Here is a 26,734-nt window from a genome sequence, read left to right as displayed (position 1 = left end):
TATGTTTCAAAAAGTATTTGAATACGCCGGGCCTCATAAAAAGGGACTTTACGCAGCCACGGCGGTTGTACTGGTCAGCGTTTTAATGGGGGTCCTTCCCTTTGTGCTGGCCTACCAGGTGATCGCGCCGTTGGTCATGGGGGAGACAATCGATGCCTCATTTATCATCCTGCGAGTTGTGCTTGTGCTGGTCTGCCTGGTGCTGCAAGCTATTCTCTATGGATGGGGGCTGAACATTTCACACAAGGCGGCTTATGATACCTTGCTCCGCCTGCGTACCGCCTTGCAAAAACGATTTGAAAAGTTGCCGCTGGGCGTTATCCAGGATAAAGGCACAGGCACCGTCAAAAAGTTGTTCGTGGACGATGTGGATAGTCTGGAGGTCTTGTTGGCTCACTCCATGCCAGAGGGTATCGCAAATCTGATGATCCCCATAGCGGTCTATGTAGCCATGTTTTTTGTGGACTGGAAACTGGCGCTGTTGTCGCTGGCCTCTATCCCCATCAGTCTGATTGCCATGAAAACCATGTACTCTGTCGGCATGAAGAAAATGGGACCATACTATATGGCCGGGCAGAAGATGAATAACACCATCATCGAGTACATCAATGGCATGGAAGTCGTCAAAGTGTTCAATAAGGATGCGGACTCCTATGAACGATTCCGCAAAGATGTATCTGATTACCGGGACTATACATTGGCATGGTATAAAGCAGCGTGGCCCTGGATGGCGATTTACAGCAGCTTATTACCTTGCACTATTATTCTGACATTGCCATTGGGAGCCTGGTTTGTTCTCTCTGGCTGGTCGGCCCTGCCAGACCTGATTCTGGTGCTGTGCCTGTCCTTGAGTATCGGTATGCCATTGCTCAAATCGCTGGGATTTCTGCCTACTATGCCCCAGCTTAACTATAAGATTTCTGCGTTGGAGCAAGTGCTGGACGCGCCTGAACTTCAGCAGACTGACGATGTGTTCCATGGAAAAGACGACACAATCACTTATGACCATGTTTCGTTTGCGTATCAGACCATGCAGCCAGGCCCGGACGGGAAACCTACGGTTGTGGAGGATGAAGTCCTCCATGATATTTCTTTTACCGCAAAAGCAGGACAAAAAACAGCCCTCGTAGGCGAGTCTGGTTCCGGCAAGAGTACCTTAGCCAAACTACTGATCCACTACTATGACCCACAAAAAGGCAGCATTTCCATTGGCGGGCAGAAACTTTGTGATATGAGCCTGGAAGCATTGAACAGCCGCATTTCCTATGTGGCTCAGGATCAATATCTGTTTAATACTTCTCTGTTGGAAAACATCCGGCTTGGCCGACTGAACGCAACAGACGAGGAAGTAATGGAAGCAGCAAAGAAAGCTCAGTGCATGGAGTTCCTCGAAAAACTTCCCCAGGGCATTCATTCTATGGCAGGCGATGCCGGGAAAATGCTTTCTGGCGGCCAGCGCCAGCGCATTTCTTTGGCGCGGGCAATCTTAAAAGATGCTCCTATCGTTGTCCTCGATGAAGCGACCGCCTATGCTGATCCAGAGAATGAGGAAAAAATGGAGGCCGCTATTGCAGAACTGGTGAAGGGTAAGACGCTGGTTGTCATCGCTCACAAACTACCCGCAATTATGAACGCTGACCAGATTTGTGTTATGGATCATGGTAATCTGGTGGCTACCGGAAAACATCAGGAATTGATCCAGTCCTGCCCGGAATATCAAAAACTATGGAAAGCTGCACAGGACAGCGCCGAATGGAAAGTCCATACCGCAAAGGAGGGAAAATAAATGTTTGCACTGTTTTCAAGAATTTTGAAACTGTCCGGTCGCTATAAAGGGCGGATTCAGGGAGCTGTTGTATGCGCTTTTCTGGAGTCAATTCTGTCCAAAATGCCGATTTTTCTGGCCTTTGTGGTTTTGAGCGGTTTTGCCGCCGGGACTTTGACTGGGCAGACCTGCCTTTATGTGGGGCTTGGTCTTGGAGCATCTGTGTTGATTCAGATGCTGGTACACTATCTTAGTGACAGTTTGCAGAGCGCAGCGGGCTACCTGATGTTTGCTGACAAGCGAATGGAGCTGGGCGGGCACCTCCGAAAACTGCCTATGGGATATTTTACCTCCGGCAATATTGGCAAGATTAGCTCGGTTCTCAGCACCGACATGGTATTTATCGAAGAAGTTGCCATGAGTACCTTGGGAAACATGATGAGCTATCTCCTGTCCGCCCTGGTTCTCCTGGTGTTCATGTTCTATCTGAACTGGCAACTCGGCTTAATTGCTGCCATCGTGACGCTTTTGGCATGGCTGGTGTCAAAAGGAATGAACAAGGTCTCCCTACGCGAAGCCGCAGGCCGCCAGGAGCAAAGTGAGCGACTGACCGATGCGGTATTGTCCTTTGTAGAAGGGATCGGTGTCATCAAGAGCTATAACCTGCTGGGTGAGAAGTCGGAAGAATTAACTGGGAATTTCAAGCGATCCAGAAATACCTCTCTTGCCTTTGAGAGAAAAATGACCCCCTGGACCATGGGGCTGAATATCCTTTATGGCATTGGTATTGCGGCAATCTTCGGGCTGGCAATCTTTCTGGAACAGAATGGCGGCCTTTCCCTGGCTTATGTCCTTGGCGTTCTGTTGTTCGTATTTGATTTATTTGGACCGCTGAAAGCACTCTATGGCGAGGCATCTCGCCTGACTGTAATGAACGCGGCATTGGATCGCATTGAAGCGGTATTGGATGAGCCGGAACTCCCCGATACTGGTAAGCAGCACTTGCCTTCCCAGGCACAACCAGGGCAGCCGGAAGTACAGTTTAGCGATGTTGTTTTTGCCTATCAGGACAAAGAAGTGCTGCACCATATCAATTTCACTATGAAGAAAAACTCTATGACGGCCCTGGTCGGTCCTTCCGGTGGCGGCAAATCCACTATCGCAAATCTGCTGGCCCGGTTGTGGGATGTAAAATCCGGCAGCGTGGCAATTAGAGGTGTGGATATTCGGAATGTACCCCTGTCGGAGCTGATGGATCAAATCAGTATGGTGTTCCAGAGGGTGTATTTGTTCCAGGATACGATCTATAACAACATCAGCATGGGAAAACCGGATGCCACGGAGGAAGAAGTATATGAAGCGGCAAAAAAAGCCCGCTGCTATGATTTCATCATGGCTTTGCCTGACGGGTTCAAAACCGTGGTGGGTGAAGGCGGCGCTACTCTTTCCGGCGGTGAGAAACAGCGAATTTCGATTGCGCGCTGCATCTTGAAGGATGCGCCTATCGTTATTTTGGACGAAGCTACCGCAAGTGTTGATACCGACAATGAAAGCTATATTCAAGAGGCTATTTCGGAGTTGGTAAAGGGTAAGACCTTGCTTGTGATTGCTCACCGCTTGAATACCATTCAAAATGCCGATCAAATCCTGGTAATTGACAACGGCCAAATCGCACAGCATGGCACCCACGAGGAACTTCTGGAGCAGCCGGGTATCTATCAGGATTTCGTCAATATTCGAAAGAATGCTGCTGGATGGAGCCTGGTCTAAATGAAGGATGTATCACATGACGAAACAACTTTAAGAATTATAGAGAGTGCAAAGAAAAATTTTTTGCAAAACGGATACCAAGGCGCATCACTAAAGGTTATATGCCATCGTGCAGGTATAACAACGGGGGCATTTTATCACCGGTTTTCAGGAAAAAGCGAGTTATATGAGGCTGTTGTTGTACCCGACTCAATGAAGTTTCTGGAAATGCTAAATACTTCTCCCATAGGTGCTGAACAATCAGTAATTCCTAAACCATGTTTAGTATTCATCTATCTGCATTTGGATGTGTTCAGGATAGTTGTCCGTTGCAAATGTACTTCCTATTACGATAAATTTTACGATGTCGTAAGAAAAATCATTTATCAGCGTTTATTGAAAAGCAATCATGCAGAAAATCTTTGCTGGCTGCTATCGAAAGCATATCTGTCAAGTTTTTTCGAGATTATCCGCTGTAATTACGATTTTGGAACGACTCGGAAATGTATTGGCACATTAGAAAAGTTCTTTGCACCCACAAAAAATTGACGATTAGGAGGTTGCAATGAAACTTCATGCGTCCGGGGAGGACTATCTGGAGGCCATACTTGTTCTCCATAAGAAGATGGGAATGGTGCGCTCCGTGGATGTTGCCCGGCACCTGGAGGTCACAAAGCCCAGCGTATGCCATGCGGTGGCGACCCTGCGGGACGGGGGTTTCCTGACGATGGACAGCGACTATTTCCTGCACCTGACTGATGTGGGCCGGGAAGTGGCGGAGCAGATCTACGAAAAGCACCGCTTCTTTACTGACCGACTGATTGAAGCCGGCGTAGACCCGGAAACGGCGGAAAGGGATGCCTGCCGGATGGAGCATGTCATCAGCCAGGAGTCCTTCGAGCGTCTGCGCGATGCCTATAAAACAAGGAAAGAATGATCTGCCCGCATAGCAAACGGGTAAAACAGTAACGCGGCCGGGCACATCGAACCCGACCGCGTTACTCGTCTTTCTGGAAGGCTTCCGCCTGTTTGCAGAGCGCGATAAATTTTTCAATCTCTGCTTCGCTTTTCCCGGCAAAGAAGTCCACGACTGTTTTCGAGACTGTCTGATTTACCATTTCCGGGAAGATGGCGGCGTCCACGCTGATATTCAGTTCTTTGGCGACAAGGACCACCGTTTCAAATTTCGGATTACTCTGACAGGCCTCCAAATCTATGATCGTGCGGGGGTTCATACCGAGGCGTTCAGCTAACTGTTTTTGCGTCAGATGCTGCCGCTTCCGTTCTGACCGCACCTTCCATGCAAATAGATCCAGCGGATTGTTCACTGCACATCACCTCTACATCATTGTAGGGTGTGCTTCCGCTCATATAAATAACCATAGAACTCATGTAAAGTGAGTTATAACTCATATTTCAGAGTAAAGGGAGATATGGATGAGAGCGCCAACACAAAGGAGGTCAAAATAAGGCGGGGTTCGCCTCTTGTACGGCGGACGCCCATGCCACTACGAAAAATATTCCAATAACGCAGTAGCGAGCCATGCTCATGAAAGTGAGTTATGGCTCGCTTTTTATATACTGCGGCTCATATCCAACAAAGCCCGTCCCCGTGACCGCCTGCGCCTGGGCGTGGGCTGCCGCTCCCCGCCCCGTTTCGTTCCGGCCTGTCAACCAGAACGAAACGAAAGGAGCCAAGTATGAGCGGCAAAAAATTTTTTCAGATAGATCCCGAAAACCAGCCAAACAGGACCTCTCGTGAACGAGTAGTGAGCGAAAGGGGAAGAAAAGAATTGCCTCCCGGCACGAAGGGAGGTGAGAACTTGAAACCTGACCGCCACTACGAGCACAAGCAGTACGCCTTTGACAGCTACTGCAAGAAGGTGCTGAAATGCGAGGCGTGCAACGGCTATCGCCAGATCAGCCGGCGCCAGAAGCGTTTCACATCTTTGGAAGAACTGTCCGAGGCAGAAATGGCCCAGCTTGCGGTATATGACCGCTACCCGTGGGAATACACGACCTTCCCTGTGGGCGGGGCCGTGATCCTTATAGAGGACGACGGGCTGGCCGAGGCGCTTCTGGGGCTGGCCCAGGAGGACCGGGAAATCTTTATGATGCACTGGTTCCTGCGGATGACCGACGCACAGATCGCCAGGTACATAAATATGCCCCGTCGGACGGTCAATACCCGCAGGCATAAAGCCTATCGGCTGCTGAAGGAGCTGATGGGAGGTGAAGCGGATGACTAAATCTGCGTGCACGCGGGCATCGCTGATCCCTTACCCGGTGATCGCCGCCGCTGTCGGAGGCGACCCCGAAGCGGTGAACCGGGTAGTCCGGCATTACTCCGGCTACATCGCCGCGCTGTCTACACGGACGAGCTATGGCCCTGACGGCTATCCCCGTCCCCAGGTGGACGAAGATCTGCGCGGTCGGCTGGAAGCAAAGCTGATTATTTCCATCCTGGATTTTGACCTGAGCTGATCCAGGGCCGGGCGCTGCGTGTCCCCCTTTCCACGCGGCGTCCCGTTATAGCTCCTTGACAAAGAAAGCCCGGCGGGAGGCCTCCGGCGCAGCATAAGGCAGACGGATACATTCTGTCCTGTATCGAGCCATACGGCCGGTGCGCCATGACTTCCCCTCCGGGAGCGAGCGATCCACACCAGGCCGCAAAGCGGACGCGGCACTCTGCGGGCGATGACATACAGGCAGGTCAAAGATACTCGCGCATTGGACGCCCGCAAAGCATCGTGCGCCGCACCCATCAGCATGGGCCGGGGTGAAATTCCCGTGGAGCTGTGCCAGCAGCCATCCGTTTTCTGCCTCTTATTTTTTGCAACACCGTCCTCTGAAAGGGGACGCGCAAATTTACAGGAGGTGTTGTATTTGAACACGAACGATATTCCTATCTGGCAAAAATACACGCTCTCCATTGAGGAGGCGTCCAGATATTTCCGCATTGGGGAAAAGAAGCTCCGCAGGTTAGCCGAGGAAAACCCTGACGCCAACTGGCTCATCATGAACGGCAACCGCCTCCAGATCAAGCGCAAGCAGTTTGAGAAAGTCATCGACGAGCTGGAGGTTATTTGACGAAGCCGGCTGACAATGAGCCCAGGGCGCGGTATAATAATGATAGCGTATCGAGGCTCATTCCAGCGATGGAAGGGAGCTTTACATCATGTCAGAGAAAAGACGCGATAGCAAAGGTCGAATTTTAAGAACTGGAGAGAGCCAGAGAAAAGACGGAAGATACGCTTACAAGTACACGGACGCCTGCGGTAAAACTCAATTCGTGTATGCCTGGAAACTGGTGCCCACCGACAAGACCCCCACAGGCAAGCGGGACGATGCTTCGCTCCGTGAGAAGGTGAAGGAGATCCTGCGTGACATTAACGATGGGATCGACACCATCGGCAAGAAGATGACGGTCTGCCAGCTTTACGCCCGGCAGAACAGCCATCGGAAGAATGTCAAGCGGAGCACCGAGAAGGGCCGGGAATACCTGATGTCCGTTCTGAAAGAGGACCCCTTGGGTTCCCGAAGCATTGACAGTGTAAAGCTGTCGGACGCCAAGGAATGGGCCATCAGGATGAGCGAGAAGGGCTACGCCTACAAGACCGTCAGCAACTGGAAACGGTCTTTGAAGGCTGCCTTCTACACGGCGATCGAGGATGACTGCATCCGCAAAAACCCGTTCAACTTCGCCATAGCCGATGTCCTGGAGGATGACACGGAGGAAAAGGCCGCGCTGACCCAGGAACAGGAGGACCGCCTCCTGGCCTTCGCCGGCAGCGACCCGGTCTACCGGAAGTATTGTGATGAGATCATCATTCTGCTGGGAACTGGCCTCCGCGTTTCCGAGCTGTGCGGATTAACAACGGACCTGGATTTTGAAAACCGCTGCATCCATGTGGACCACCAGCTCCTGCGGGACAGCGAGCTCGGCTACTATGTGGACGAGCCAAAGACCAAAAAGGGTGCGCGGCAGATCCCCATGAGCGAGAAGGTCTACCAGGCGTTGAAGCGGGCTGTGAAGAACAGAGGCAAGGCCGCTCCGGTCAATATCGGGGGCTACACCAACTTCCTGTTCCTCAACCAGAGCGGCCTTCCCAAAACGGCGTCCTGCTACGAGAGCATGTTCCAGGGGCTTGTCAGGAAGTACAACAAGCACCACAAGCCTGATGAGGCCCTGCCGAACATCACGCCCCATACCATGCGGCACACTTTCTGTACTCGGCTTGCCCATGCTGGAATGAACCCCAAAGACCTGCAATACATCATGGGACATTCCAACATCACCATGACGCTGAACTATTACGCTCATGCGGATTACGCCTCTGCAAAGGCGGCGATGGACAGGCTGGCGGCGTAGTAGTAAGCCGCCGTTTCTACTACGGTTTTACTACTTTTCAACGCCAAGTGAGGCTCCGAAATGCCATGATATGCGGGGTATCTTCCAAAACGCAAAATGCCGGAAATGCTTGATATTCCAAGCCTTTCCGACATTTGCGGAGATTTGAAAAGATAATCAGAAAATCGGTAAAACTTTTTGCAGAAAAAAACCTGGGCATACCCCAGGCTTCCACAAAATTCTATTGACATTTCCAACTGTTACATGGTATACTTAAACGCTCTTATGTCCAAACCGCGTTTTTTCGCTAGTCTCCCATGCTGTGCCTCATCATAGCACAGGGCACGGCGAAGCGCAAGAGGATATTTTAACATTTTATCCACCCGCCCGGGTGTGCAGCACCCGGATTGAACCGCCCGGTTCGTGCGGTTCGACGAAAAGCAGCCGACGGAAACCGGGATCCGCCCCTCCCCGGCGGTTCCCAGACAAAGAAAACGAGGTGTTTTTTCTACGATGGTCAAGGACGTCTACTACGGCAAAACCCTCCGCAAGAGCTTTGCCCGCCATGAGGAGATCCTGGACATGCCCAACCTCCTGGAGGTGCAGAAGAACTCCTACCAGTGGTTCCTGGACACGGGACTGCGGGAGGTCTTTAAGGATGTGGCCTCCATCAGCGACTACGCGGGCAACCTGGAGCTCTCCTTCATCGACTACTCCATGGATGAGCCCCCCAAGTACTCCGTGGAGGAGTGCAAGGCCCGGGACGCCACGTATGCCGCCCCCATCAAGGTCCGGGTGCGCCTGCGCAACAAGGAGACCGAGGAGATCAAGGAGCAGGAGATCTTCATGGGCGACTTCCCCCTGATGACCAAGGCGGGCACCTTCGTCATCAACGGCGCCGAGCGCGTCATCGTCTCCCAGATCGTCCGCTCCCCCGGCATCTACTACTCCCGCACCGAGGATAAGGCGGGCAACGTGGCCTACGCCACCACCGTCATCCCCTACCGGGGCGCCTGGCTGGAGTATGAGACCGACCTTTCCGACATCTTCTATGTCCGCATCGACAAAAACCGCAAGCTGCCCATCACCTGCCTGATCCGGGCGGTGGGTCCCAAGACCGACGCAGAGATTCTGGAGCTGTTCGGCGAGGATCCCCGGATCGTGGCCACTCTGGAGAAGGACGCCTGCAAAACCTATGAGGACGCCCTGCTGGAGATCTACCGCAAGCTGCGTCCCGGCGAGCCCCCCACGGTGGACTCCGCCGAGAGCCTGCTCAACGCCCTGTTCTTCGACCCCCGCCGGTACGACCTGTCCGCCGTGGGCCGCTACAAGTTCAACAAAAAGCTGTCCATCTGGACCCGTCTGGCCGGCCAGAAGCTGGCCCTGCCGGTGGCCGATCCCATGACCGGCGAGATCCTGGCCGAGCCCGGCGTAGTGCTCACCCGGGAGCAGGCCTGGGAGCTGGACGCCAAGGGCGTCAACGAGGTCATGCTGGATCTGGACGGCACCCAGATCAAGGTGTTCTCCAACCACATGGTGGATATGGCGGGCTTCGTGGACTTTGACCCCGCCGAGTGCGGCATCACCGAGAAGGTCCGCTTCACCGTCCTCCAGGAGCTGCTGCAGAACTACTCCGGCGAGGAGCTGAAGGACGCCATTAAGGAGCGGATGGACGACCTGATCCCCAAGCACATCATTGTGGACGATATCATGGCCTCCATCAACTACCTCAACTGCCTGGGCCACGGCGTGGGCAACGCCGACGATATCGACCACCTGGGCAACCGCCGTCTGCGCTGCGTGGGCGAGCTGCTGCAGAACCAGTTCCGCATCGGCTTCTCCCGGATGGAGCGGGTGATCCGGGAGCGGATGACCATTCAGGACCTGGATATCGTCACCCCCCAGTCCCTCATCAACATCCGGCCCGTCACCGCCGCCATCAAGGAGTTCTTCGGCAGCAGCCCCCTGAGCCAGTTCATGGACCAGACCAACCCCCTGGCCGAGCTGACCCACAAGCGCCGTATGTCCGCCCTGGGCCCCGGCGGTCTGTCCCGTGACCGGGCCTCCTTCGACGTGCGAGACGTCCACTACTCCCACTATGGCCGCCTGTGCCCCATCGAGACCCCCGAAGGTCCCAACATCGGCCTGATCTCCTACCTGGCCTCTTACGCCCGCATCAACCGTTACGGCTTTATCGAGGCCCCCTACCGCAAGGTGGATAAGGCCACCGGCCGGGTCACCGACCAGGTAGACTATATGACCGCCGACATCGAGGACGAGTACACCATCGCCCAGGCCACCGAGCCGCTGGACGAGAACGGCTGCCTGGTACACGACCGTATCACCTGCCGCCACCGCAACGAGATCATCGACGTGGACCGGGACCAGGTGGACTATATCGACGTCTCCCCCAAGATGATGTTCTCCATCGCTACCGCCCAGATCCCCTTCCTGGAGAACGACGACGCCAACCGCGCCCTGATGGGCGCCAACATGCAGCGGCAGGCCGTGCCTCTGCTCACCACCCAGGCTCCCATTGTGGCCACCGGCCAGGAGCACAAGAACTGTATCGACTCTGAGATCGCCATTCTGGCCGAGGAGGACGGCACCGTCACCAAGGTGGCCGCCGACGCCGTCTCCGTCCGCTACGACAGCGGCCGGGTGGCCGACTACAAGCTGACCAAGTACCTGCGCTCCAACCACGGCACCTGCATCAACCAGCGGCCCATCGTGGACGCCGGCCAGCGGGTGGAAAAGGGCGAGGTCATCGTGGATGGCCCCTCCACCTCCAACGGCGAGATCGCCCTGGGCAAGAACATCCTCATGGGCTTCATGACCTGGGAGGGCTACAACTACGAGGACGCCATCCTGCTCAACGAGCGGATGGTGAAGGAGGACGTCTTTACCTCTATTCATATTGAGGAGTACGAGACCGAATCCCGTGATACCAAGCTGGGCCCCGAGGAGATCACCCGGGATATCCCCAACGTGGGCGAGGACGCCCTGAAGGACCTGGACGAGCGGGGCATCATCCGGGTGGGCGCCGAGGTCCGTGCCGGCGACATCCTGGTGGGCAAGGTCACCCCCAAGGGCGAGACCGACCTCACCGCCGAGGAGCGGCTGCTCCGGGCCATCTTTGGTGAGAAGGCCCGTGAGGTCCGTGACACCTCCCTGAAGGTGCCCCACGGCGAGAGCGGCATCATCGTGGACGTGAAGGTGTTCACCCGTGAGGCGGGCGACGAGCTCTCCCCCGGTGTCAACATGGTGGTCCGGGTCTATATCGCCCAGAAGCGGAAGATCTCCGTGGGCGACAAGATGGCCGGCCGCCACGGCAACAAGGGTGTTGTGTCCCGCATCCTGCCTCAGGAGGATATGCCCTTCCTGCCCGACGGCACCCCCCTGGACATCGTACTGAACCCCCTGGGCGTGCCTTCCCGTATGAACATCGGTCAGGTGCTGGAGGTCCATCTGGGCTACGCCGCCAAGACCCTGGGCTGGAAGGTAGCCACCCCCGTCTTTAACGGCGCCGACGAGAAGGACATCGCCGAGACCCTGAAGATGGCCGGCCTGCGCCCCGACGGCAAGAGCTGGCTGTACGACGGCCGTACCGGCGAGCGGTTCGATAACCCGGTCACCGTGGGCTACGTCTACTTCCTCAAGCTCCACCACCTGGTGGACGACAAGATCCACGCCCGTTCCACCGGCCCCTACTCCCTGGTCACCCAGCAGCCTCTGGGCGGCAAGGCCCAGTTCGGCGGCCAGCGCTTCGGCGAAATGGAGGTGTGGGCGCTGGAGGCCTACGGCGCCGCCTACACCCTGCAGGAGATCCTCACCGTCAAGTCCGACGACGTGACCGGCCGTGTGCGCACCTACGAGTCCATCGTCAAGGGCCACAACGTGCCCAAGCCCGGCGTGCCTGAGTCCTTCAAGGTTCTCATCAAGGAGCTGCAGTCCCTGTGCCTGGATATGAAGGTGCTGGACGACCAGGGCAACGAGATCGAGCTGAAGGACGACGACGAGGACACCTACCAGCCCGGCAAGTTCCGGGACGACGATGACGACTTCTACGGCTACAACGCCGGCGGGGAGTCCGACTTCGCCGCCGCGGGCTACACCCTGAAAGAGGGCAGCGACGACGACGACCTCATCGCCGAGGACAGCGATGAAGACGGCGACGACGATTTTTCCGACGACGACTTCGGCGACGGCGCCGATGATATGGAATAAATAAGGGAGGACGATCAGAACTATGAGTTACGCTGAATTCGACGCCATCCAGATTGGCATCGCCTCCCCGGAGCAGATCCGCGAGTGGTCCTACGGCGAGGTGAAGAAGCCTGAGACCATCAACTACCGCACCCTGAAGCCGGAGCGGGACGGTCTGTTCTGCGAGCGGATCTTCGGGCCCACCAAGGACTGGGAGTGCCACTGCGGCAAGTACAAGAAGATCCGCTACAAGGGCAAGATCTGCGACCGCTGCGGCGTGGAGGTCACCCGGGCCAAAGTGCGCCGGGAGCGCATGGGCCACATCGAGCTGGCCGCCCCCGTGTCCCACATCTGGTATTTCAAGGGTATCCCCTCCCGGATGGGTCTGCTGCTGGACATCAGCCCCCGGATCCTGGAGAAGGTGCTCTATTTCGCCAGCTATATTGTCACCGACCCCGGCTTCTCCCCCCTGGCCAAGAACCAGATCCTGTCCGAGAAGGAATACCGGGACATGCGGGAGAAGTACGAGGACGACTTTGAGGCCGGCATGGGCGCCGAGGCGGTAAAGAAGCTGCTCCAGGACATCGACCTGGAACAGCTGTCCGTCTCCCTCCGGGCCGAGCTGAAGGACGCCTCCGGCCAGAAGAAGGCCCGCATCGTCAAGCGGCTGGAGGTGGTGGACGCCTTCCGCATCTCCGGCAACAAGCCCGAGTGGATGATCATTGACGTGCTGCCTGTCATCCCCCCCGAACTGCGCCCCATGGTGCAGCTGGACGGCGGCCGGTTCGCCACCAGCGACCTGAACGACCTGTACCGCCGGGTGATCAACCGCAACAACCGCCTGAAGCGGCTCATCCAGCTCAACGCCCCCGACATCATCGTGCGCAATGAGAAGCGGATGCTCCAGGAGGCGGTGGACGCCCTCATCGACAACGGCCGTCGGGGCCGGGCGGTCACCGGCGCCAACAACCGGGCGCTGAAGTCCCTGTCCGACATGCTCAAGGGCAAGCAGGGCCGCTTCCGTCAGAACCTGCTGGGCAAGCGCGTGGACTACTCCGGCCGGTCCGTTATCGTGGTAGGCCCCGAGCTGAAGATCTACCAGTGCGGCCTGCCCAAGGAGATGGCCATTGAGCTCTTCCGCCCCTTCGTTATGAAGAAGCTGGTGGAAAACGGCCTGGCCAACAACATCAAGTCCGCCAAGAAGATGGTGGACAAGGGCAAGGCCGAGGTGTGGGACGCCCTGGAGTTCGTCATCAAGGACCACCCGGTCATGCTCAACCGCGCCCCTACCCTGCACCGTCTGGGCATCCAGGCCTTTGAGCCCGTCCTGGTGGAGGGCCGGGCCATCAAGCTGCACCCCCTGGTGTGTACCGCCTTCAACGCCGACTTCGACGGCGACCAGATGGCCGTCCACGTGCCTCTGTCCGCCGAGGCCCAGACCGAGGCCCGGGTGCTGATGCTCTCCGCCAACAACCTGCTGCGTCCCCAGGACGGCGGCCCCGTCACCGTGCCCACCCAGGACATGGTGCTAGGCTCCTACTACCTGACCTATGAGAAGTATCCCGAGCACGCCGCCGAGGACACTTACGAGGATGTGTCCGCCGTCAAGGCGGCTCTGGCCGAGGGCAAGCTGAACCCCGACTCTTACGTCTGGGTCAAGAACCCCAACGCCCTGGATGACATCCCCACCTACGCCGGTATCTGCGCCGACACCGAGGACGGCCAGCTGCCCCGTGAGGTTCTCCATGTGTTCGCCAGCGACATCGAGGCCCGCCTGGCCTATGACGAGGGCGAGCTGGAGCTCCATGTGCCCATTCTGGTCCGCCGGGAGGCCGAGGTGGACGGCGAAACCCGCCACAAGCTGGTGCGCACCACCGTGGGCCGCCTGATCTTCAACGAGGGCATCCCCCAGGACCTGGGCTTCGTGGACCGCACCAACCCCGAGGAGATGTTTGAGCCCGAGGTCAACTTCATGGTGGGCAAGAAGCAGCTGGGCAAGATCATCGACAAGTGCATCACCAAGCACGGCTTCACCGTGTCCGCCCACGTGCTGGACATCATCAAGTCCCGCGGCTACAAGTTCTCCACCCGGGGCTCCCTCACCGTCTCCATCTACGACATGACCATTCCCGAAAAGAAGTACGGCCTGATTGCCGACACCGAGAAGGAAATCGTCAAGATCGAGCGGCAGTATAAGCGGGGCTTCCTGACCAACGACGAGCGCTACCGCCTGGTGGTGGAGGCCTGGGAAAAGACCACCAAGGACGTGACCGACGCCCTGATGGCCGGCCTGGACCGCTACAACCCCATCTGGATGATGGCGGACTCCGGCGCCCGTGGTAGCTCCGCCCAGATCCGTCAGCTGGCCGGCATGCGCGGCCTGATGGCCGACACCTCCGGCCGCACCATCGAAATCCCCATCAAGTCCAACTTCCGTGAGGGCCTGTCCGTGCTGGAGTACTTCATCTCCTCCCGAGGCGCCCGGAAGGGCATGGCCGATACCGCGCTGCGTACCGCCGACTCCGGTTACCTGACCCGCCGTCTGGTGGACGTGTCCCAGGAGGTCATCATCCGGGAGGACGACTGCGGCACCGACGACGGCATCCTGGTCAGCGAGATCGTGGAGAACGGCCAGGTCATCGAAACCTTTGGCGAGCGTCTGAAGGGCCGCTATCCGGTGGAGGATATCTGCGATCCCAAGACCGGTGAGGTGCTCATCGACCACCACACCATGATGACCGTGGACCACGCCAAGCTGCTGGAGGACCACGGCATCCATCAGGTGAAGATCCGCTCCGTGCTCACCTGCCGGGCCCGCAGCGGGGTATGCTCCAAGTGCTACGGCATCAACCTGGCTATCGGCGAGCCCGTGGGCTCCGGCGAGGCGGTGGGTATCATTGCCGCCCAGTCCATCGGCGAGCCCGGTACCCAGCTGACCATGCGTACCTTCCACACCGGCGGCGTGGCCGGCGGCGACATCACCCAGGGTCTTCCCCGTGTTGAGGAGCTGTTCGAGTCCCGCAAGCCCAAGAAGATGGCCCAGCTGGCCGAGGTGGGCGGCAAAGTCACCCTGGAGGAGGCCAAGCGCAACTCCATGTGCAACCTGACCATCACCGCCAGCGACGGCGAGACCGTCACCTACGCCCTGCCCTACGCCGGCCTGCGGGTGAAGGACGGCGACACCGTGGAGAAGGGCTTTGCCCTCACCGAGGGCGCCCTCTATCCCCAGGACGTGCTCCGGGTCCGGGGCATCCATGCGGTGTACGACTACCTGATCCAGGAAGTGCAGAAGCCCTACCGCCAGCAGGGCGTGGATATCAACGACAAGCACATCGAGGTCATCTGCCGCCAGATGATGCGCAAGGTCCGGGTGGAGGACGCCGGCGACTCCGACCTGCTCAGCGGCTCCACCATCGAGCTCATTGAGTTTGAGGACGCCAAGGCCGCTGTCCAGGCCCGCATCGACGCCGGGGAGACCAACAACGGCATCGAGCTGCGGCTGCCCACCTGCACCCGTCTGCTGATGGGTATTACCAAGGCCTCTCTGGCCACCGACTCCTTCCTGTCTGCCGCCTCCTTCCAGGAGACCACCAAGGTGCTCACCGAGGCCGCCATCAAGGGCAAGGTGGACCACCTGCTGGGCCTGAAGGAGAACGTGATCATCGGCAAGCTGATCCCCGCCGGTTCCGGCCTGTCCATGTACCGCAAGTACGACAAGATGGACGACGAGGGAACCGCCCAGACCGGCGCGCCGGAGGAAATCCTGGTGGAGGAGGCCGCCTCCTCCACGGCGGAGCCCGTTGAGATCTGACCTCTGTTTCCAAGGGCCCGGAGTATCGCTCCGGGCCCTTTTTGATTGTGAGGTGTGCTTATGAAGTCCTGTTCTCCCCTCTCCCTGGCCTGCGGCTGCGCCGGGCTGGCCCTGCTGGGTGTGGCCGCGCTCCCCGTCCTGAACCTGGACCGGGGCACGGAGGGCGCACGGCTGGCGGTCTATCTCCTCCTGCTGCTGTTGGCCGTGCTGGCCCTGGCGGTGCTCCGGGTCTTTGGCCGCACCCCGCCCAGCCGGCTGCTCACTGCCCTGCTCCCCATCGGCCTGGCCTTTTTCTTCCGGGCCATGATGCTCTCCTACGTCTCCTCAGATTACGAGATCTTCCTGTCCCAGTGGGTGGCCACCCTCCGGGACAACGGCGGCTTTGGGGCCATCAGGCTGCCCATCGGCAACTACAACGCCCCCTACCTCTATTTTTTAGCCGCCATCTCCTATCTGCCCATCCCCGACCTCTACCTGATCAAGCTTTTCTCCATCCTGTTCGACGTAGTTCTGGCCTGGGGCGGAGCCCGGCTGGCGGCCCATTTCTCCGAGGCGGACAGCCTGCGGCCGCTGTTGTGCTTCTGCGCCCTGCTGCTGCTCCCCACCGTCATGCTCAACGGGGCCTACTGGGGACAGTGCGACGCCCTCTACGGCGCTCTGGTCCTCCACGCCCTGGCCTCCGCCCTGGAGCGGCGGGGCGCCGCCTCTCTCACGCTGCTGGGGGTCGCCTTCTCCTTCAAGCTCCAGACCGTTTTCATTCTCCCCCTTTGGGGGGCCCTGTGGCTGGCGGGCCGGATCAGGTTCCGCCACCTCTTCCTCTTCCCCGCCGCCTACGCCGTCACCTGCGTCCCCGCCCTGCTGCTGGGCAAACCCCTGGGGGACATCCTCAGCGTCTACGTGGGCCAGACCCAGGAGGGGGCCGGCAGCCTGAACTACAACTCCGCCTCCATTTATTCCTTCCTCCCCTACGGCGCTTCGGTGGCGGAGGCTCCGGCGGCCCGGGCGGGCATCCTGGCCGCCTTCGTGCTGGTGCTGCTCCTGCTGGGGGCCCTGTTTGTATTCCGCAGGCGGCTGACCGACAGCGCCCTGCTCTCCGCCGGCGTGGTGCTGGCTCTGGGGGTCCCCTTCCTGCTGCCCTATATGCACGACCGCTATTTCTTTCTGGCCGACGTGCTCACCCTGGTGTGGGCCTGCGCCATGCCCAGCCACCTCCCCGCCCCGGCGCTGGCGCAGCTGGCCTCCCTCAGCGCCTATCTGGTCTACTTCCGGCAGCGGTACACCTTCGTGCTCCAGCTGGGGGGCAAAACCTATACCATGCTGGTGGAATCTCTGCTGATCCTGGCGGCTCTGGCCTATGCCTGCTGTGCGCTCTGGCTGGAGCTGCGCCAGACAGGGAAAGGCAAAAATCAGATCGTTCCCCAACCGTAAGACCCGTTCCGTGCCAATTCCTGAAAAATTGCAGAAAAACGGTTGACTCTTTGGAAACAACGTGTTACAATTTGGTTACAGTTTTTAAAAATCAGTAACAACCCAGTCTTTAAGGAGGTATTATGTCAGCTCAAGCCATTCCTCTGACTTATAAAGGCCATCCGCTGCGCCGGAAAGACAGCCTGATCTATTACGGCAGCATGGCGGAAAAATATATCATCATGCTCCAGGTTCTGGACCAGAAGAAGGACAAGGACATGGACGTGGCCACCAAGGTCTCCGTCCAGCTGCAGCTCACCGACCCCGACCTGAAAAGCCGGGACCGGGTGGTGAAAAAGACAGAGAAAGACAGCCTGTACGCCGCTATGGATGTGGCCTCCGTCTGGCTGGACCGGGCGCTCTCCAGCAAGTAACTCCGCGCCCCTTCCCCGCGCCTCTGCGGGGCATTATTCTGAATGGAGGAATTTACCAATGATATTGCCTGCCAAGTTCGTACGCACCGCTCTTCTGACCGTCGCCGTCTCCGCCGTCTGTGTGGTAGGCGCTTCCGCCGCCAGCGTGGGCGCCGGTACCGTCAACACCGACGCGCTCCGCCTGCGGGAGGAGGCCAACAGCTCCTCCACCATCCTGGCCACCGCCTCCAAGGGCGACGTGGTGGTGATCCTGGAGGAGGAATCCAACGGCTGGTACAAGGTGGACTACAAGTCCGTGGAGGGCTATATGTCCGCCGATTACTTGGATGTCTCCACCAAGGCCGACGTGACCATCGGCTACGGCCTGGTTGAGACGGACGGTTCTCCCCTGAACGTGCGCAGCGGACCTGGCACTGATTACAGCAAGGTTACCTCCCTGAACGATGGGGCTGTGGTGACTATCGTGGGCATTGACAACGGCTGGTACAAGATCAAGACCAGCGGCGGCTCTGTGGGCTATGTCAGCAGCGAGTACATGGTCACCTGCAAGGATTCCGCCGGCTCCCGGGGCGACGGCACTGTGGTGGCCGCCTCCAGCAGCCTGGGCCAGCAGATCGTGGATTACGCCGCTCAGTTCCTGGGCACCCCCTATGTGTACGGCGGCAACGGCCCCAACAGCTTTGACTGCTCCGGCTTTACCTCCTATGTGTACCGTCACTTCGGCTACACCTTGAACCGCACCGCCACCGGCCAGCTCTCCAACGGCGTGTCCGTTTCCAAGAGCGAGCTGCAGCCCGGCGACCTGGTGTTCTTCAAGTCCGGCGGCAGCAAGCCCGTCTCTCATGTGGGTATCTATGTGGGCGGCGGCCAGTTCATCCACGCCTCCACCAATACATACGAAGTTCGCTATGACAACCTGACCAGCGGCTACTACAACAACGTGTATGTGTACGCCCGCCGGGTCCTGTAATCCATTGCTTGGCAGGCAAATGGATCGGTAAAGAAAAACGAACAGCGTGCGCGGTTTCCGCGCACGCTGTTTTTTGCGAAAGGATGGACTGCGTGAAAAATCACTTGGCGCTGGCCGTATCGGCGGTGTGGGGCACCACCTATATCTCCACCAAGGTATTACCCGGTGGAAATTCTGGTGTTCCGGTTCCTGCTGGCCTGGGCGGTGCTCTTCCTCTGCTCCCCCAGGCCCCTGCTCCCCAAAGGCGTGAAACAGGAGCTCCCCTTTGTGTGCTGCGGCCTCACCGGGCTCACCTTCTACTCCATTCTGGAAAACTACGCGCTGGAGTTCTCCCTGGCTTCCACGGTGGGGCTGATCATCGCCGCTGCCCCCATGTTTACCGCCCTGCTGCTGTGGCTGTGCCGCCGGTCCCGGCGGCCGGGACCGGCCTTTTTTATCGGCTTCTGCCTGGCCATGGCGGGCATCGCCCTCATCTCCCTGGCCGAGGGGGAGTCCTTTGACTCCAACCCTCTGGGCATCCTGCTCTCCCTGGCGGCGGCCGTCTGCTGGGGCGGATACAGCGTGTGCCTGGAGTGGGCCCAGGCCAACTCCGGCCTGAGCGAGCTGCAGAGCACCCGCAAAATCTTTTTCTGGGGCCTGCTCTTCACCCTCCCCTTCCTGTGGGGCGGCGGCCTGGCGCCCGATTTGACCCGCTTTGCCCAGCCCACGCTGCTGGGCAACACCCTCTACCTGGGCATCGGGGCCTCCGCCCTGTGCTTTCTGGCCTGGAACAAGGCCTCCGCCCTCATCGGCCCGGTGGCCACCAACGTCTACCTCTACCTGATGCCGGTGATCACCGTGGCGGCCTCCGCCCTGATCCTCCGGGAGCCGGTCACCGCCCTCACCCTGGGCGCCATCGCCCTGATCCTGGCCGGCCTGGCCCTGTCCCAGCGAAAAGCCCCGCCTGAATCACCATAATTTTTCGACTGTTTTAAAATTTGGAAGGCCGTATAATTTGCCTCTTATGCGCGGATACTAGCCACGGTATCTCAAATTTGAGGAGGCAGCATATCCTATGATTCTTGACAAGATCGCCCTGATCCTGGCCATCATCGGCGGCCTCAACTGGGGCAGCATCGGCCTGTTCCGGTTTGACATCGTGGCAGCCCTGTTCGGCGGACAGACCAGCATGGTCAGCCGCATTATTTACGCCCTGGTGGGTCTGGCGGCCCTGTGGTGCATTTCCCTGCTCTTCCGGGACTCCCACTCCAAAGACGCCTGACGAACACCCGCTCTAGTCAAGGCCCTTCTGAAAAGGGCCTTGACTTTTTTTGTGCCTTGTCGTATACTACACCCCAGGGGGGTGTTACTCTATGATGGCAGATACCAAAACCATCCTGCGTCTGCTGAAAACCGCCCGGGGACAGATGGACGGTATTTTGAAAATGGTGGAAGAAAACCGGTATTGCATCGACATTTCACAGCAGCTGATGGCCACCGAGGCCATTCTCAACCGGGCCAACAAGGAGATCCTGGCGGCCCACCTGAAACACTGTGTCCAGGAGGCCGCCTCTCCGGAGGAGCGGAGCGCCAAGATCGACGAATTCGTCCAGACCCTGGGCCGCATTTTGAAGTAACCTGTTTCCGTTAGAAAGTCTGGTGAGACCATGAAGCAAAAATTCAACGTCACCGGCATGACCTGTTCCGCCTGCTCCGCCCACGTGGAAAAGGCGGTGTGTCACCTGGCCGGTGTGGACCAGGTCAATGTGAACCTGCTAGGCAACTCCATGCTGGTGGAGTACCAGGAGGGGGCCACCGATGCCGCCCGCATCATTCAGGCGGTAGAGGAGGCGGGCTATGGGGCCTCCCTGCCCCAGGCGTCCGCCGCAGCCGCCCCGGTCCGCCAGGAAAACCTGATGGAGGAGGAGGCCGCTGGAATGAAGCGGCGGTTCTGCGCCTCTCTGGTCTTTCTGGTGCCCCTGTTCTACCTGTCCATGGGCCATATGATGGGCTGGCCCCTGCCCGCCTTCTTCCACGACCCGGGCAATGTGTTTGTGGTGGCCTTTCTCCAGTTCCTGCTCACCCTGCCCATCCTCTACATCAACGACAAATACTACAAGGTGGGCTTCAAATCCCTGTGGCGCCAGGCTCCCAATATGGACTCTCTCATCGCTCTGGGCTCCGCCGCCGCCATGGTCTACGGCATCGCCGCCCTGTTCCAGATCGCCTGGGGCCTGGGCCACGGGGATCAGGCCCGGGTGGACCGCTGGTCCATGGACCTGTACTTTGAGTCGGCGGGCATGATCCTCACCCTCATCACCCTGGGCAAATGGCTGGAGACCCGTTCCAAGGGCAAAACCAGCCAGGCCATCACCCGGCTGATGGATCTGGCCCCCAAGACCGCCACGGTGCTCCGGGACGGGGCCGAGGTGGAGATCCCAGTGGAGGAGGTGCGGGTGGATGAGCTGGTGGTGGTACGCCCCGGCGGCCGGATCCCGGTGGACGGGGTGGTAACCGAGGGCCGCTCCTCCGTGGACGAGTCCGCCCTCACCGGCGAATCCCTGCCGGTGGAGAAGGGGCCGGGGGACAAGGTGGCCGCCGCCTCCATCAACAAGTCCGGCTCCTTTACCTTCCGGGCCCTGCGGGTGGGCGAGGACACAACCCTGGCCCAGATGATCCGTCTGGTGGAGGAGGCCGCCTCCTCCAAGGCCCCCATCGCCAAGCTGGCCGACAAGGTGGCGGGTATCTTCGTCCCCACTGTCATCGCCATTGCTGTGATCACCGCCATCGTGTGGCTGCTGGCCACCGGCGGGGACATCACCCGGGCTCTCACCGCCGGGGTGGCGGTGCTGGTAATCTCCTGCCCCTGCGCCCTGGGGCTGGCCACCCCGGTGGCCATTATGGTGGGCACCGGCAAGGGGGCGGAAAACGGCATCCTGATCAAGTCCGCCGAGGCTTTGGAGACCCTGCACACCATCGGGGCGGTGGTGCTGGACAAAACGGGTACCCTCACCCAGGGCAAGCCGGTGGTCACTGACTGCCGGATGGCGGAGGGGGTGACGGAGGAGGAGCTGTTGTGCGTAGCCGCCTCCCTGGAGCAGCCCTCCGAGCACCCTCTGGCGGAGGCCATCCTGGCAGAGACCCGGCAGCGGAACATCCCCCTGGTACAGGTGGCGGACTTTCTGGCCACTCCCGGCCGGGGGATCTCCGCTACCCTCCACGGCGCTCCCGTGCTGGCGGGCAACCGGGCCATGCTGGAGGAGGCAGGGATTGGGCTGGGCCCCTTCGCCGCCCAGGCGGAGGCTCTGGCCCAGGAGGGCAAGACCCCCCTGTTCTTTGCCGAGAGCGGCAAGCTGCTGGGCATTGTGGCGGTGGCCGACACCCCCAAGCCCACCAGCGCCGAGGCAGTGGCCGGATTCCAGGCCATGGGCATCGACGTGATCATGCTCACCGGCGATAACCGCCGCACCGCCGAGGCGGTGGGCAAGGCCCTGAATGTGGACCGGGTCATCGCCGAGGTACTGCCCCAGGACAAGGAGAAAACCGTGGCGGAGCTCCAGGCCCAGGGCAAGCGGGTGGCTATGGTGGGAGACGGCATCAACGACGCCCCCGCCCTGGCCCGGGCCGATGTGGGCATCGCCATCGGAGCGGGCACCGACGTGGCCATCGAGTCGGCAGATATCGTGCTGATGAAGAGCGACCTGCTGGACGCGGTGACCGCCGTAAAGCTGTCCAAGAAGGTAATCCGGAACATCAAGGAAAACCTGTTCTGGGCCTTTATCTACAACATCATCGGCATTCCCCTGGCCGCCGGTGTGTGGTATCCCCTGTTCCACCTCCAGCTCTCCCCCATGTTTGCCGCCGCCGCCATGAGCATGAGCTCTGTATGCGTGGTCACCAACGCGCTGCGGCTTAAATTTTTCCAGCCGGAGCATCGGGTCCCCTCCCCTGCTCCCGGCAATCCACCCCAAACCGAGAAAGGAAGCGAGCTTATGACAAAGACAATGGTAATTGAAGGTATGATGTGCGCCCACTGCCAGGCCCACGTGGAGAAGGCCCTCAACGCTCTGGACGGGGTCTCCGCCACCGTGAATCTGGAGGCCAAGACCGCCACCGTCACTCTGGACGCCCCGGTGAGCGACGATGTGCTGAAAGACGCTGTGGTTCAGGCGGGCTATGAGGTGGTTTCCATCTCGTAAATCTTCCCTCACCTGGCAGATCCTTTGCATTGCAAATTTCCCATCTATCCGGTATGCTATCCTCACAGCCCGGTTGACCGCTGTGATCGGACGGCGGAAGGGGCTCCCCTACGGGAGTCCCTTTTTTCGGGCAAACTTGCACAAAAAGGAGAACCATCATGCGTAAAATTCCCGCAGCCCTGCTTTCCCTGGCCCTCACCGCCTCCCTGACCGTCCCAACGGCCGCAGCCGCCCGGCAGACCTCCAGTCTGCCCGAACTGGACGGCCACTGGAGTCAGGCCGCCTTTGAGCGTTGGCACGGCTACGGCATCGTAGAGGGCGACGTCCGGGGCATGCGTCCCGACGACGCCATGACCGTGGGCGAGTTCGCGGCCCTGCTCTGCCGCACCCTGGGCTATACCGAGACCGTGGACAACCCCTACGCCGACCTGAAGGGGGACGAGTGGTATGCCCCTTACATCCTGCGCCTGACCGCCGCCGGTATCCTGCAGGGCGACGGCAAAAACTGCCGGGCCACTGAGCCCATGGACCGCCAGCGGGCCACCGTCCTGTACGCCCGGGCCATCCGGATGACTCCCAGCCAGGACCCCGACCTGAGCGAGTTTGTAGACGGCGACCAGGCCGCCGACTGGGCCGCCGGGTACATCGACGCCATGGCCCAGGCGGGTATCATCCATGGCGTGGGCGGCGGCCAGCTGGCCCTGAACCGGGAGATTACCCGTGGCTCCATCGTCACCATTCTCAATAACTCCGTGGCCCAGTACGTCCAGGAGGAGGGCGCGGTGATCACCGGCGAGGTCAACGGCATCCTGCTGGTGGCCGCCCCCAATGTGACGGTGGAAAACGCCCAGATCCACGGCAACGTGCTGGCCGCTCCCGCCGCAGGCGACCTGACGGTGAAGGACAGCACCCTGGACGGCGACCTGCTGGTGGACGCCAATGGCGCAGCCCTTTCCCTGGACGGCGTGAAAGTGGAAGGCGAGCTGAATCTGGCCGGCGGGGAGAACACCCTGGAGCTGGGGGCTGACTGCCAGGTGTCCCTGCTGTCTGTGGACGGGGCGGACTGCTCCGTGTCGGTGGCCGACGGCGCCTCCGTGGACACCCTGACCGCCCGCTCCGCCGTAAAGGTGGACAACCAGGGCGTGATCTCCACCGCCCGGGTCCAGGCCGACCAGGTGGTTATTGACGGCAACCGCCCCGCCTCCGTGGAGGTGGCCGAGGGCGTGACTCCCCCCACCAACAGCGAGGGGGATGAGGTCACCGGCTCTGAGGACGGCGATCAGGGCGGCTCTGGTGGCTCCGGCGGCAGCCAGGAGGACAAGCCCGTCTCCGGCATCCTGGGGGTACGCCCCGTGGATCACGAGGGCTCCCTGGAGGAGCTGCCCGCCGTCACCGCTCAGGCCACCCAGAAGGAGGGCGAGGATTTCGTCCGCATTGCCCTGTCTACCGACGACGTGGTGCCCATCCACCAGAGCGAAGGAGCCGGCAAGGGCGCCTGGGTAGGCGTGGCCTTTGAGGCCCCCGAGGGGTATGCCGAGGAGACCTTCCGCTACACCTTCTCCACCCAGTCCTCCCCCACCGCTGACAACAGCGCCGAGCTGACCGAGAACCCCGACATCGGGGAGGGCAAGTACGCGGTGTTTTTCATCAACGCCAGCTCCATCTCCCCCAAGACCCACATTACCCTCCAGTGGGGCGAGGAGAGCGAGCCTGTCCGGTATGAGGTGGACCTGTCCGGGGTCAAGACCCCCGCTGTGGAGCTGGAGGGCGTGACGGTGTCCACCCACGAGCTGCCCGCCGGGGTGGAGTCCTCCGCCGAAGGTCTGTCCTTTGACGCCAGCACCGCCCTGGTGCAGAGCGGCGGCTCCGGCGAGCTGAGCCAGGAGCAGGTCCAGGGTATGGGCGGCGGCGGCGAGTACACCGTCTATTACGCCGTGCCCCAGGCCTTGGGAGACGGCACCCTGAAGTTCGACAAGATCGCCCGCTCCATCAACGGCGGGGCCCTCAACACCTGGAGCATCTCCAGCGAGACCGACGCCCAGTCCGGCTCCGGCTGGTGGACCAAGGACAGCACCCACTATTTCTTCAAGTGGGGCGCCGTGTTTGCCACCCAGCAGGAGGGTCAGTATGTGATGACCGACGACGGCCTCTACCAGTACACCCTGCACTTCCTGGAGAGCGACGGCGGCCAGGACAATGTGGTGGCTACCTGCACCTTTACCATTGACCTGAGCGGCTATACCATTGCGCCCAGCGCAGACTGACGGAGAAAACCGCCTCAGTTTTGTGAAAAACGCCCTTTGAAAAAGGGCCGCGACTTCCTTATAATAAAGATACAGCGTGTGGCCGAAGGCATAAATCCAGCTTTCGGCCACACGCTTTTTCTTTATCTGACAAATAAGGAGGCTGCATCCCATGCAGGAACAGTCCAACAGCTATCTGATCACGGAGCCTATCGGCAGGCTGATGCGGCGGTACGCCATTCCCTGTATCATCTCCCTATTGGTGGCCGCCCTGTACAACATCGTGGATCAAATCTTCATTGCCAACGCCAGCTATCTGGGCTCCTACGGCAACGCCGCCAATACGGTGGTGTTTCCCCTGACAGTGGTGGCACTGGCTCTGGCGGTGATGATCGGTGACGGCTGCTGCGCCTTTGTCAGCATCAGCCTGGGCTCCGGCCAGACTCAACGGGCCCGAAACAGCATCGGCAGCGCCGTCCTGCTCAGCATACTGCTGGGCGTCATCCTGACTGTGTGTTATCTGCTCTTCTCCCAGCAGATTCTGACCCTGTTCGGCGGCCAGGTCACCCGGAGACCTATGCCTGTGCCCGGGAATACTTCTTCTGGATCACCCTGGGCATCCCCTTCTATATGTTTGGGCAGGCCATGAATCCCATCATCCGCTCCGACGGCAGTCCCAGGTTTGCCATGGCCTCCACCCTGGCGGGGGCGGTGGTCAATCTGATTCTGGACCCAGTGTTTATCTTCGGCTTCCGCTGGGGCATGATGGGGGCCGCTCTGGCCACTATTCTGGGCCAGATCCTCACCGCCCTACTGTCCGTCTGGTATCTGCGCCATATGAAATCCGTCCGTCTGGAGGGCTCCTGCTTCCGTTTCCACGGTTCCCTGGTCAAGCGCTACATCCCCCTGGGCATCTGCAGCTTTCTCTCCCAGATCTCCCTGGTGGCCGCCATGGCCGCCATGCAGAACATGACCCTGAAATACGGCGGGCTGGACCCCATTTTCTCCCAGAGCCAGTACGCCCAAATCCCCTTGGCGGTGCTGGGCATCGTGATGAAATTTTTCCAGATCGTCATTTCGGTGGCCGTGGGTATGGCGGCGGGGTGTATCCCCATCATTGGCTACAACCTGGGGGCGGAGCGCCGGGATCGGGCCGCCGGCCTTTTGACCCGCCTGCTGGCGGCGGAGGCGGCGGTAGGATTTGCCGCTCTGCTGGTGGTGGAGCTCTTCCCCCAACCGCTCATCGGCCTGTTCGGCGCGGCCAACGAAAGCCCCTACTACACCCAGTTCGCCGTGCGCTGTTTCCGGGTCTATCTGTGTATGATGGTGCTGGCCACCGTAAACAAGGCCGCCTTCATCTATCTGCAGGCCCTGGGCAAATCCTTTCTCTCCACCGCTTTGTCCATGGTGCGGGAGGTCGTCTTCGGCGTGGGCTTTTCTCTGCTGCTCCCCCGCTTTTTCGGGCTGGATGGCGTGCTGTACTCCATGCCGGTGTCCGACCTGCTCACCTTCCTATTCTCCGCCGTGGTCCTCGCACGCACCTACCGCTCCCTGCGCCGGACCCCCGGTCCCTCCGCTGTTCCGCATAAAAATTTCATCTAAAAATCTCCTTCCACTTTT

Annotated in this window: 19 protein-coding genes and 1 pseudogene; 19 read left to right on the top strand and 1 reads right to left on the bottom strand. The window is 59.7% G+C overall.

What is annotated here, in order from left to right; all coding sequences use genetic code 11:
• The first annotated feature begins 1 nt into the window (after window position 1).
• From B5F88_RS01320 to B5F88_RS01305, 4 genes are read left to right on the top strand one after another with little or no spacing between them, the layout of a single operon-like run.
• Window positions 2-1,786, top strand: coding sequence for an ABC transporter ATP-binding protein (locus B5F88_RS01320; RefSeq protein ID WP_087341195.1), 1,785 nt, complete (start codon window positions 2-4; stop codon window positions 1,784-1,786).
• Window positions 1,787-3,535 (top strand): ABC transporter ATP-binding protein, encoded by a 1,749-nt coding sequence (locus B5F88_RS01315; RefSeq protein ID WP_087341194.1) that lies wholly within the window; start codon window positions 1,787-1,789, stop codon window positions 3,533-3,535.
• On the top strand, window positions 3,536-4,063 hold the full coding sequence (locus tag B5F88_RS01310; protein WP_087341193.1) for a TetR/AcrR family transcriptional regulator: 528 nt from the start codon (window positions 3,536-3,538) through the stop codon (window positions 4,061-4,063).
• 16 nt (window positions 4,064-4,079) lie between these two features.
• Window positions 4,080-4,451, top strand: a complete 372-nt coding sequence (locus B5F88_RS01305; RefSeq protein WP_087341192.1) for a metal-dependent transcriptional regulator — start codon at window positions 4,080-4,082, stop codon at window positions 4,449-4,451.
• 61 nt (window positions 4,452-4,512) lie between these two features.
• On the opposite strand, the gene B5F88_RS01300 is transcribed toward B5F88_RS01305, so the two are convergent.
• Window positions 4,513-4,842, bottom strand: coding sequence for a helix-turn-helix transcriptional regulator (locus tag B5F88_RS01300; RefSeq protein WP_087341191.1), 330 nt, complete (start codon window positions 4,840-4,842; stop codon window positions 4,513-4,515).
• A gap of 495 nt (window positions 4,843-5,337) precedes the next feature.
• Between B5F88_RS01300 and B5F88_RS01295 the strand changes: the two genes are divergently transcribed.
• From B5F88_RS01295 to B5F88_RS01225, 15 genes and pseudogenes are all read left to right on the top strand, one after another.
• On the top strand, window positions 5,338-5,763 hold the full coding sequence (locus B5F88_RS01295) for a sigma-70 family RNA polymerase sigma factor (RefSeq protein WP_242959584.1): 426 nt from the start codon (window positions 5,338-5,340) through the stop codon (window positions 5,761-5,763).
• Window positions 5,756-5,998, top strand: a complete 243-nt coding sequence (locus B5F88_RS01290) for a helix-turn-helix domain-containing protein (RefSeq protein WP_008817058.1) — start codon at window positions 5,756-5,758, stop codon at window positions 5,996-5,998. The genes B5F88_RS01295 and B5F88_RS01290 overlap by 8 nt, the downstream gene beginning before the upstream one ends.
• Before the next feature lie 402 nt (window positions 5,999-6,400).
• Window positions 6,401-6,604, top strand: a complete 204-nt coding sequence (locus B5F88_RS01285) for an excisionase (RefSeq protein WP_025654190.1) — start codon at window positions 6,401-6,403, stop codon at window positions 6,602-6,604.
• An 88-nt stretch (window positions 6,605-6,692) separates the two neighbouring features.
• Window positions 6,693-7,886 carry a site-specific integrase gene (locus B5F88_RS01280; protein ID WP_087341189.1) on the top strand — a complete coding sequence of 398 codons (1,194 nt, stop codon included), beginning with the start codon at window positions 6,693-6,695 and terminating at the stop codon, window positions 7,884-7,886.
• A gap of 492 nt (window positions 7,887-8,378) precedes the next feature.
• The gene (gene rpoB, locus B5F88_RS01275; RefSeq protein WP_087341188.1) at window positions 8,379-12,092 is read left to right on the top strand and encodes a DNA-directed RNA polymerase subunit beta; all 3,714 of its coding nucleotides are present in this window, start codon (window positions 8,379-8,381) and stop codon (window positions 12,090-12,092) included.
• 22 nt (window positions 12,093-12,114) lie between these two features.
• A complete protein-coding gene (rpoC, locus tag B5F88_RS01270) occupies window positions 12,115-15,882 on the top strand; it encodes a DNA-directed RNA polymerase subunit beta' (protein WP_242959583.1) in 3,768 nt (1,255 codons plus the stop codon).
• Window positions 15,883-15,942: 60 nt separating this feature from the next.
• Entirely contained in the window at window positions 15,943-17,310 is a 1,368-nt protein-coding gene (locus tag B5F88_RS01265; RefSeq protein ID WP_087341187.1) for a DUF2029 domain-containing protein, read from the top strand.
• A gap of 122 nt (window positions 17,311-17,432) precedes the next feature.
• Complete coding sequence (locus tag B5F88_RS01260; protein WP_087341186.1) at window positions 17,433-17,723, top strand: hypothetical protein; 291 nt, start codon at window positions 17,433-17,435, stop codon at window positions 17,721-17,723.
• A 58-nt stretch (window positions 17,724-17,781) separates the two neighbouring features.
• Window positions 17,782-18,693, top strand: coding sequence for an SH3 domain-containing C40 family peptidase (locus B5F88_RS01255; protein WP_087341185.1), 912 nt, complete (start codon window positions 17,782-17,784; stop codon window positions 18,691-18,693).
• A 165-nt stretch (window positions 18,694-18,858) separates the two neighbouring features.
• A complete protein-coding gene (locus B5F88_RS01250) occupies window positions 18,859-19,650 on the top strand; it encodes a DMT family transporter (RefSeq protein ID WP_087341184.1) in 792 nt (263 codons plus the stop codon).
• Between the two features lie 97 nt (window positions 19,651-19,747).
• A complete protein-coding gene (locus B5F88_RS01245; protein WP_087341183.1) occupies window positions 19,748-19,954 on the top strand; it encodes a DUF378 domain-containing protein in 207 nt (68 codons plus the stop codon).
• A 91-nt stretch (window positions 19,955-20,045) separates the two neighbouring features.
• Window positions 20,046-20,309, top strand: coding sequence for a metal-sensing transcriptional repressor (locus tag B5F88_RS01240; RefSeq protein ID WP_087341182.1), 264 nt, complete (start codon window positions 20,046-20,048; stop codon window positions 20,307-20,309).
• 30 nt (window positions 20,310-20,339) lie between these two features.
• Window positions 20,340-22,871 carry a heavy metal translocating P-type ATPase gene (locus tag B5F88_RS01235; RefSeq protein ID WP_087341181.1) on the top strand — a complete coding sequence of 844 codons (2,532 nt, stop codon included), beginning with the start codon at window positions 20,340-20,342 and terminating at the stop codon, window positions 22,869-22,871.
• 158 nt (window positions 22,872-23,029) lie between these two features.
• Window positions 23,030-25,135: an S-layer homology domain-containing protein gene (locus B5F88_RS01230; protein ID WP_087341180.1), complete on the top strand. Its 2,106-nt coding sequence runs from the start codon at window positions 23,030-23,032 to the stop codon at window positions 25,133-25,135.
• 151 nt (window positions 25,136-25,286) lie between these two features.
• Window positions 25,287-26,716: pseudogene (locus B5F88_RS01225) on the top strand (MATE family efflux transporter).
• The last annotated feature ends 18 nt before the right edge of the window (window positions 26,717-26,734 follow it).

Source organism: Flavonifractor sp. An306 (genome assembly GCF_002159455.1).
Taxonomy (GTDB): Bacteria; Bacillota; Clostridia; order Oscillospirales; family Oscillospiraceae; genus Flavonifractor.
Note: the sequence above shows the minus strand (reverse complement) of the source record. Positions and strands in the feature narration are given on the sequence as shown.

Bases quoted from the DNA above. Each gene is read 5' to 3' on its own strand.
- B5F88_RS01290 (WP_008817058.1), top strand. From the start codon at position 5,756: ATGACTAAATCTGCGTGCACGCGGGCATCGCTGATCCCTTACCCGGTG.
- B5F88_RS01245 (WP_087341183.1), top strand. From the start codon at position 19,748: ATGATTCTTGACAAGATCGCCCTGATCCTGGCCATCATCGGCGGCCTC.
- B5F88_RS01310 (WP_087341193.1), top strand. From the start codon at position 3,536: ATGAAGGATGTATCACATGACGAAACAACTTTAAGAATTATAGAGAGT.
- B5F88_RS01235 (WP_087341181.1), top strand. From the start codon at position 20,340: ATGAAGCAAAAATTCAACGTCACCGGCATGACCTGTTCCGCCTGCTCC.
- B5F88_RS01240 (WP_087341182.1), top strand. From the start codon at position 20,046: ATGATGGCAGATACCAAAACCATCCTGCGTCTGCTGAAAACCGCCCGG.
- B5F88_RS01315 (WP_087341194.1), top strand. From the start codon at position 1,787: ATGTTTGCACTGTTTTCAAGAATTTTGAAACTGTCCGGTCGCTATAAA.
- B5F88_RS01260 (WP_087341186.1), top strand. From the start codon at position 17,433: ATGTCAGCTCAAGCCATTCCTCTGACTTATAAAGGCCATCCGCTGCGC.
- rpoC (WP_242959583.1), top strand. From the start codon at position 12,115: ATGAGTTACGCTGAATTCGACGCCATCCAGATTGGCATCGCCTCCCCG.
- B5F88_RS01305 (WP_087341192.1), top strand. From the start codon at position 4,080: ATGAAACTTCATGCGTCCGGGGAGGACTATCTGGAGGCCATACTTGTT.
- rpoB (WP_087341188.1), top strand. From the start codon at position 8,379: ATGGTCAAGGACGTCTACTACGGCAAAACCCTCCGCAAGAGCTTTGCC.
- B5F88_RS01255 (WP_087341185.1), top strand. From the start codon at position 17,782: ATGATATTGCCTGCCAAGTTCGTACGCACCGCTCTTCTGACCGTCGCC.
- B5F88_RS01230 (WP_087341180.1), top strand. From the start codon at position 23,030: ATGCGTAAAATTCCCGCAGCCCTGCTTTCCCTGGCCCTCACCGCCTCC.
- B5F88_RS01280 (WP_087341189.1), top strand. From the start codon at position 6,693: ATGTCAGAGAAAAGACGCGATAGCAAAGGTCGAATTTTAAGAACTGGA.
- B5F88_RS01320 (WP_087341195.1), top strand. From the start codon at position 2: ATGTTTCAAAAAGTATTTGAATACGCCGGGCCTCATAAAAAGGGACTT.
- B5F88_RS01265 (WP_087341187.1), top strand. From the start codon at position 15,943: ATGAAGTCCTGTTCTCCCCTCTCCCTGGCCTGCGGCTGCGCCGGGCTG.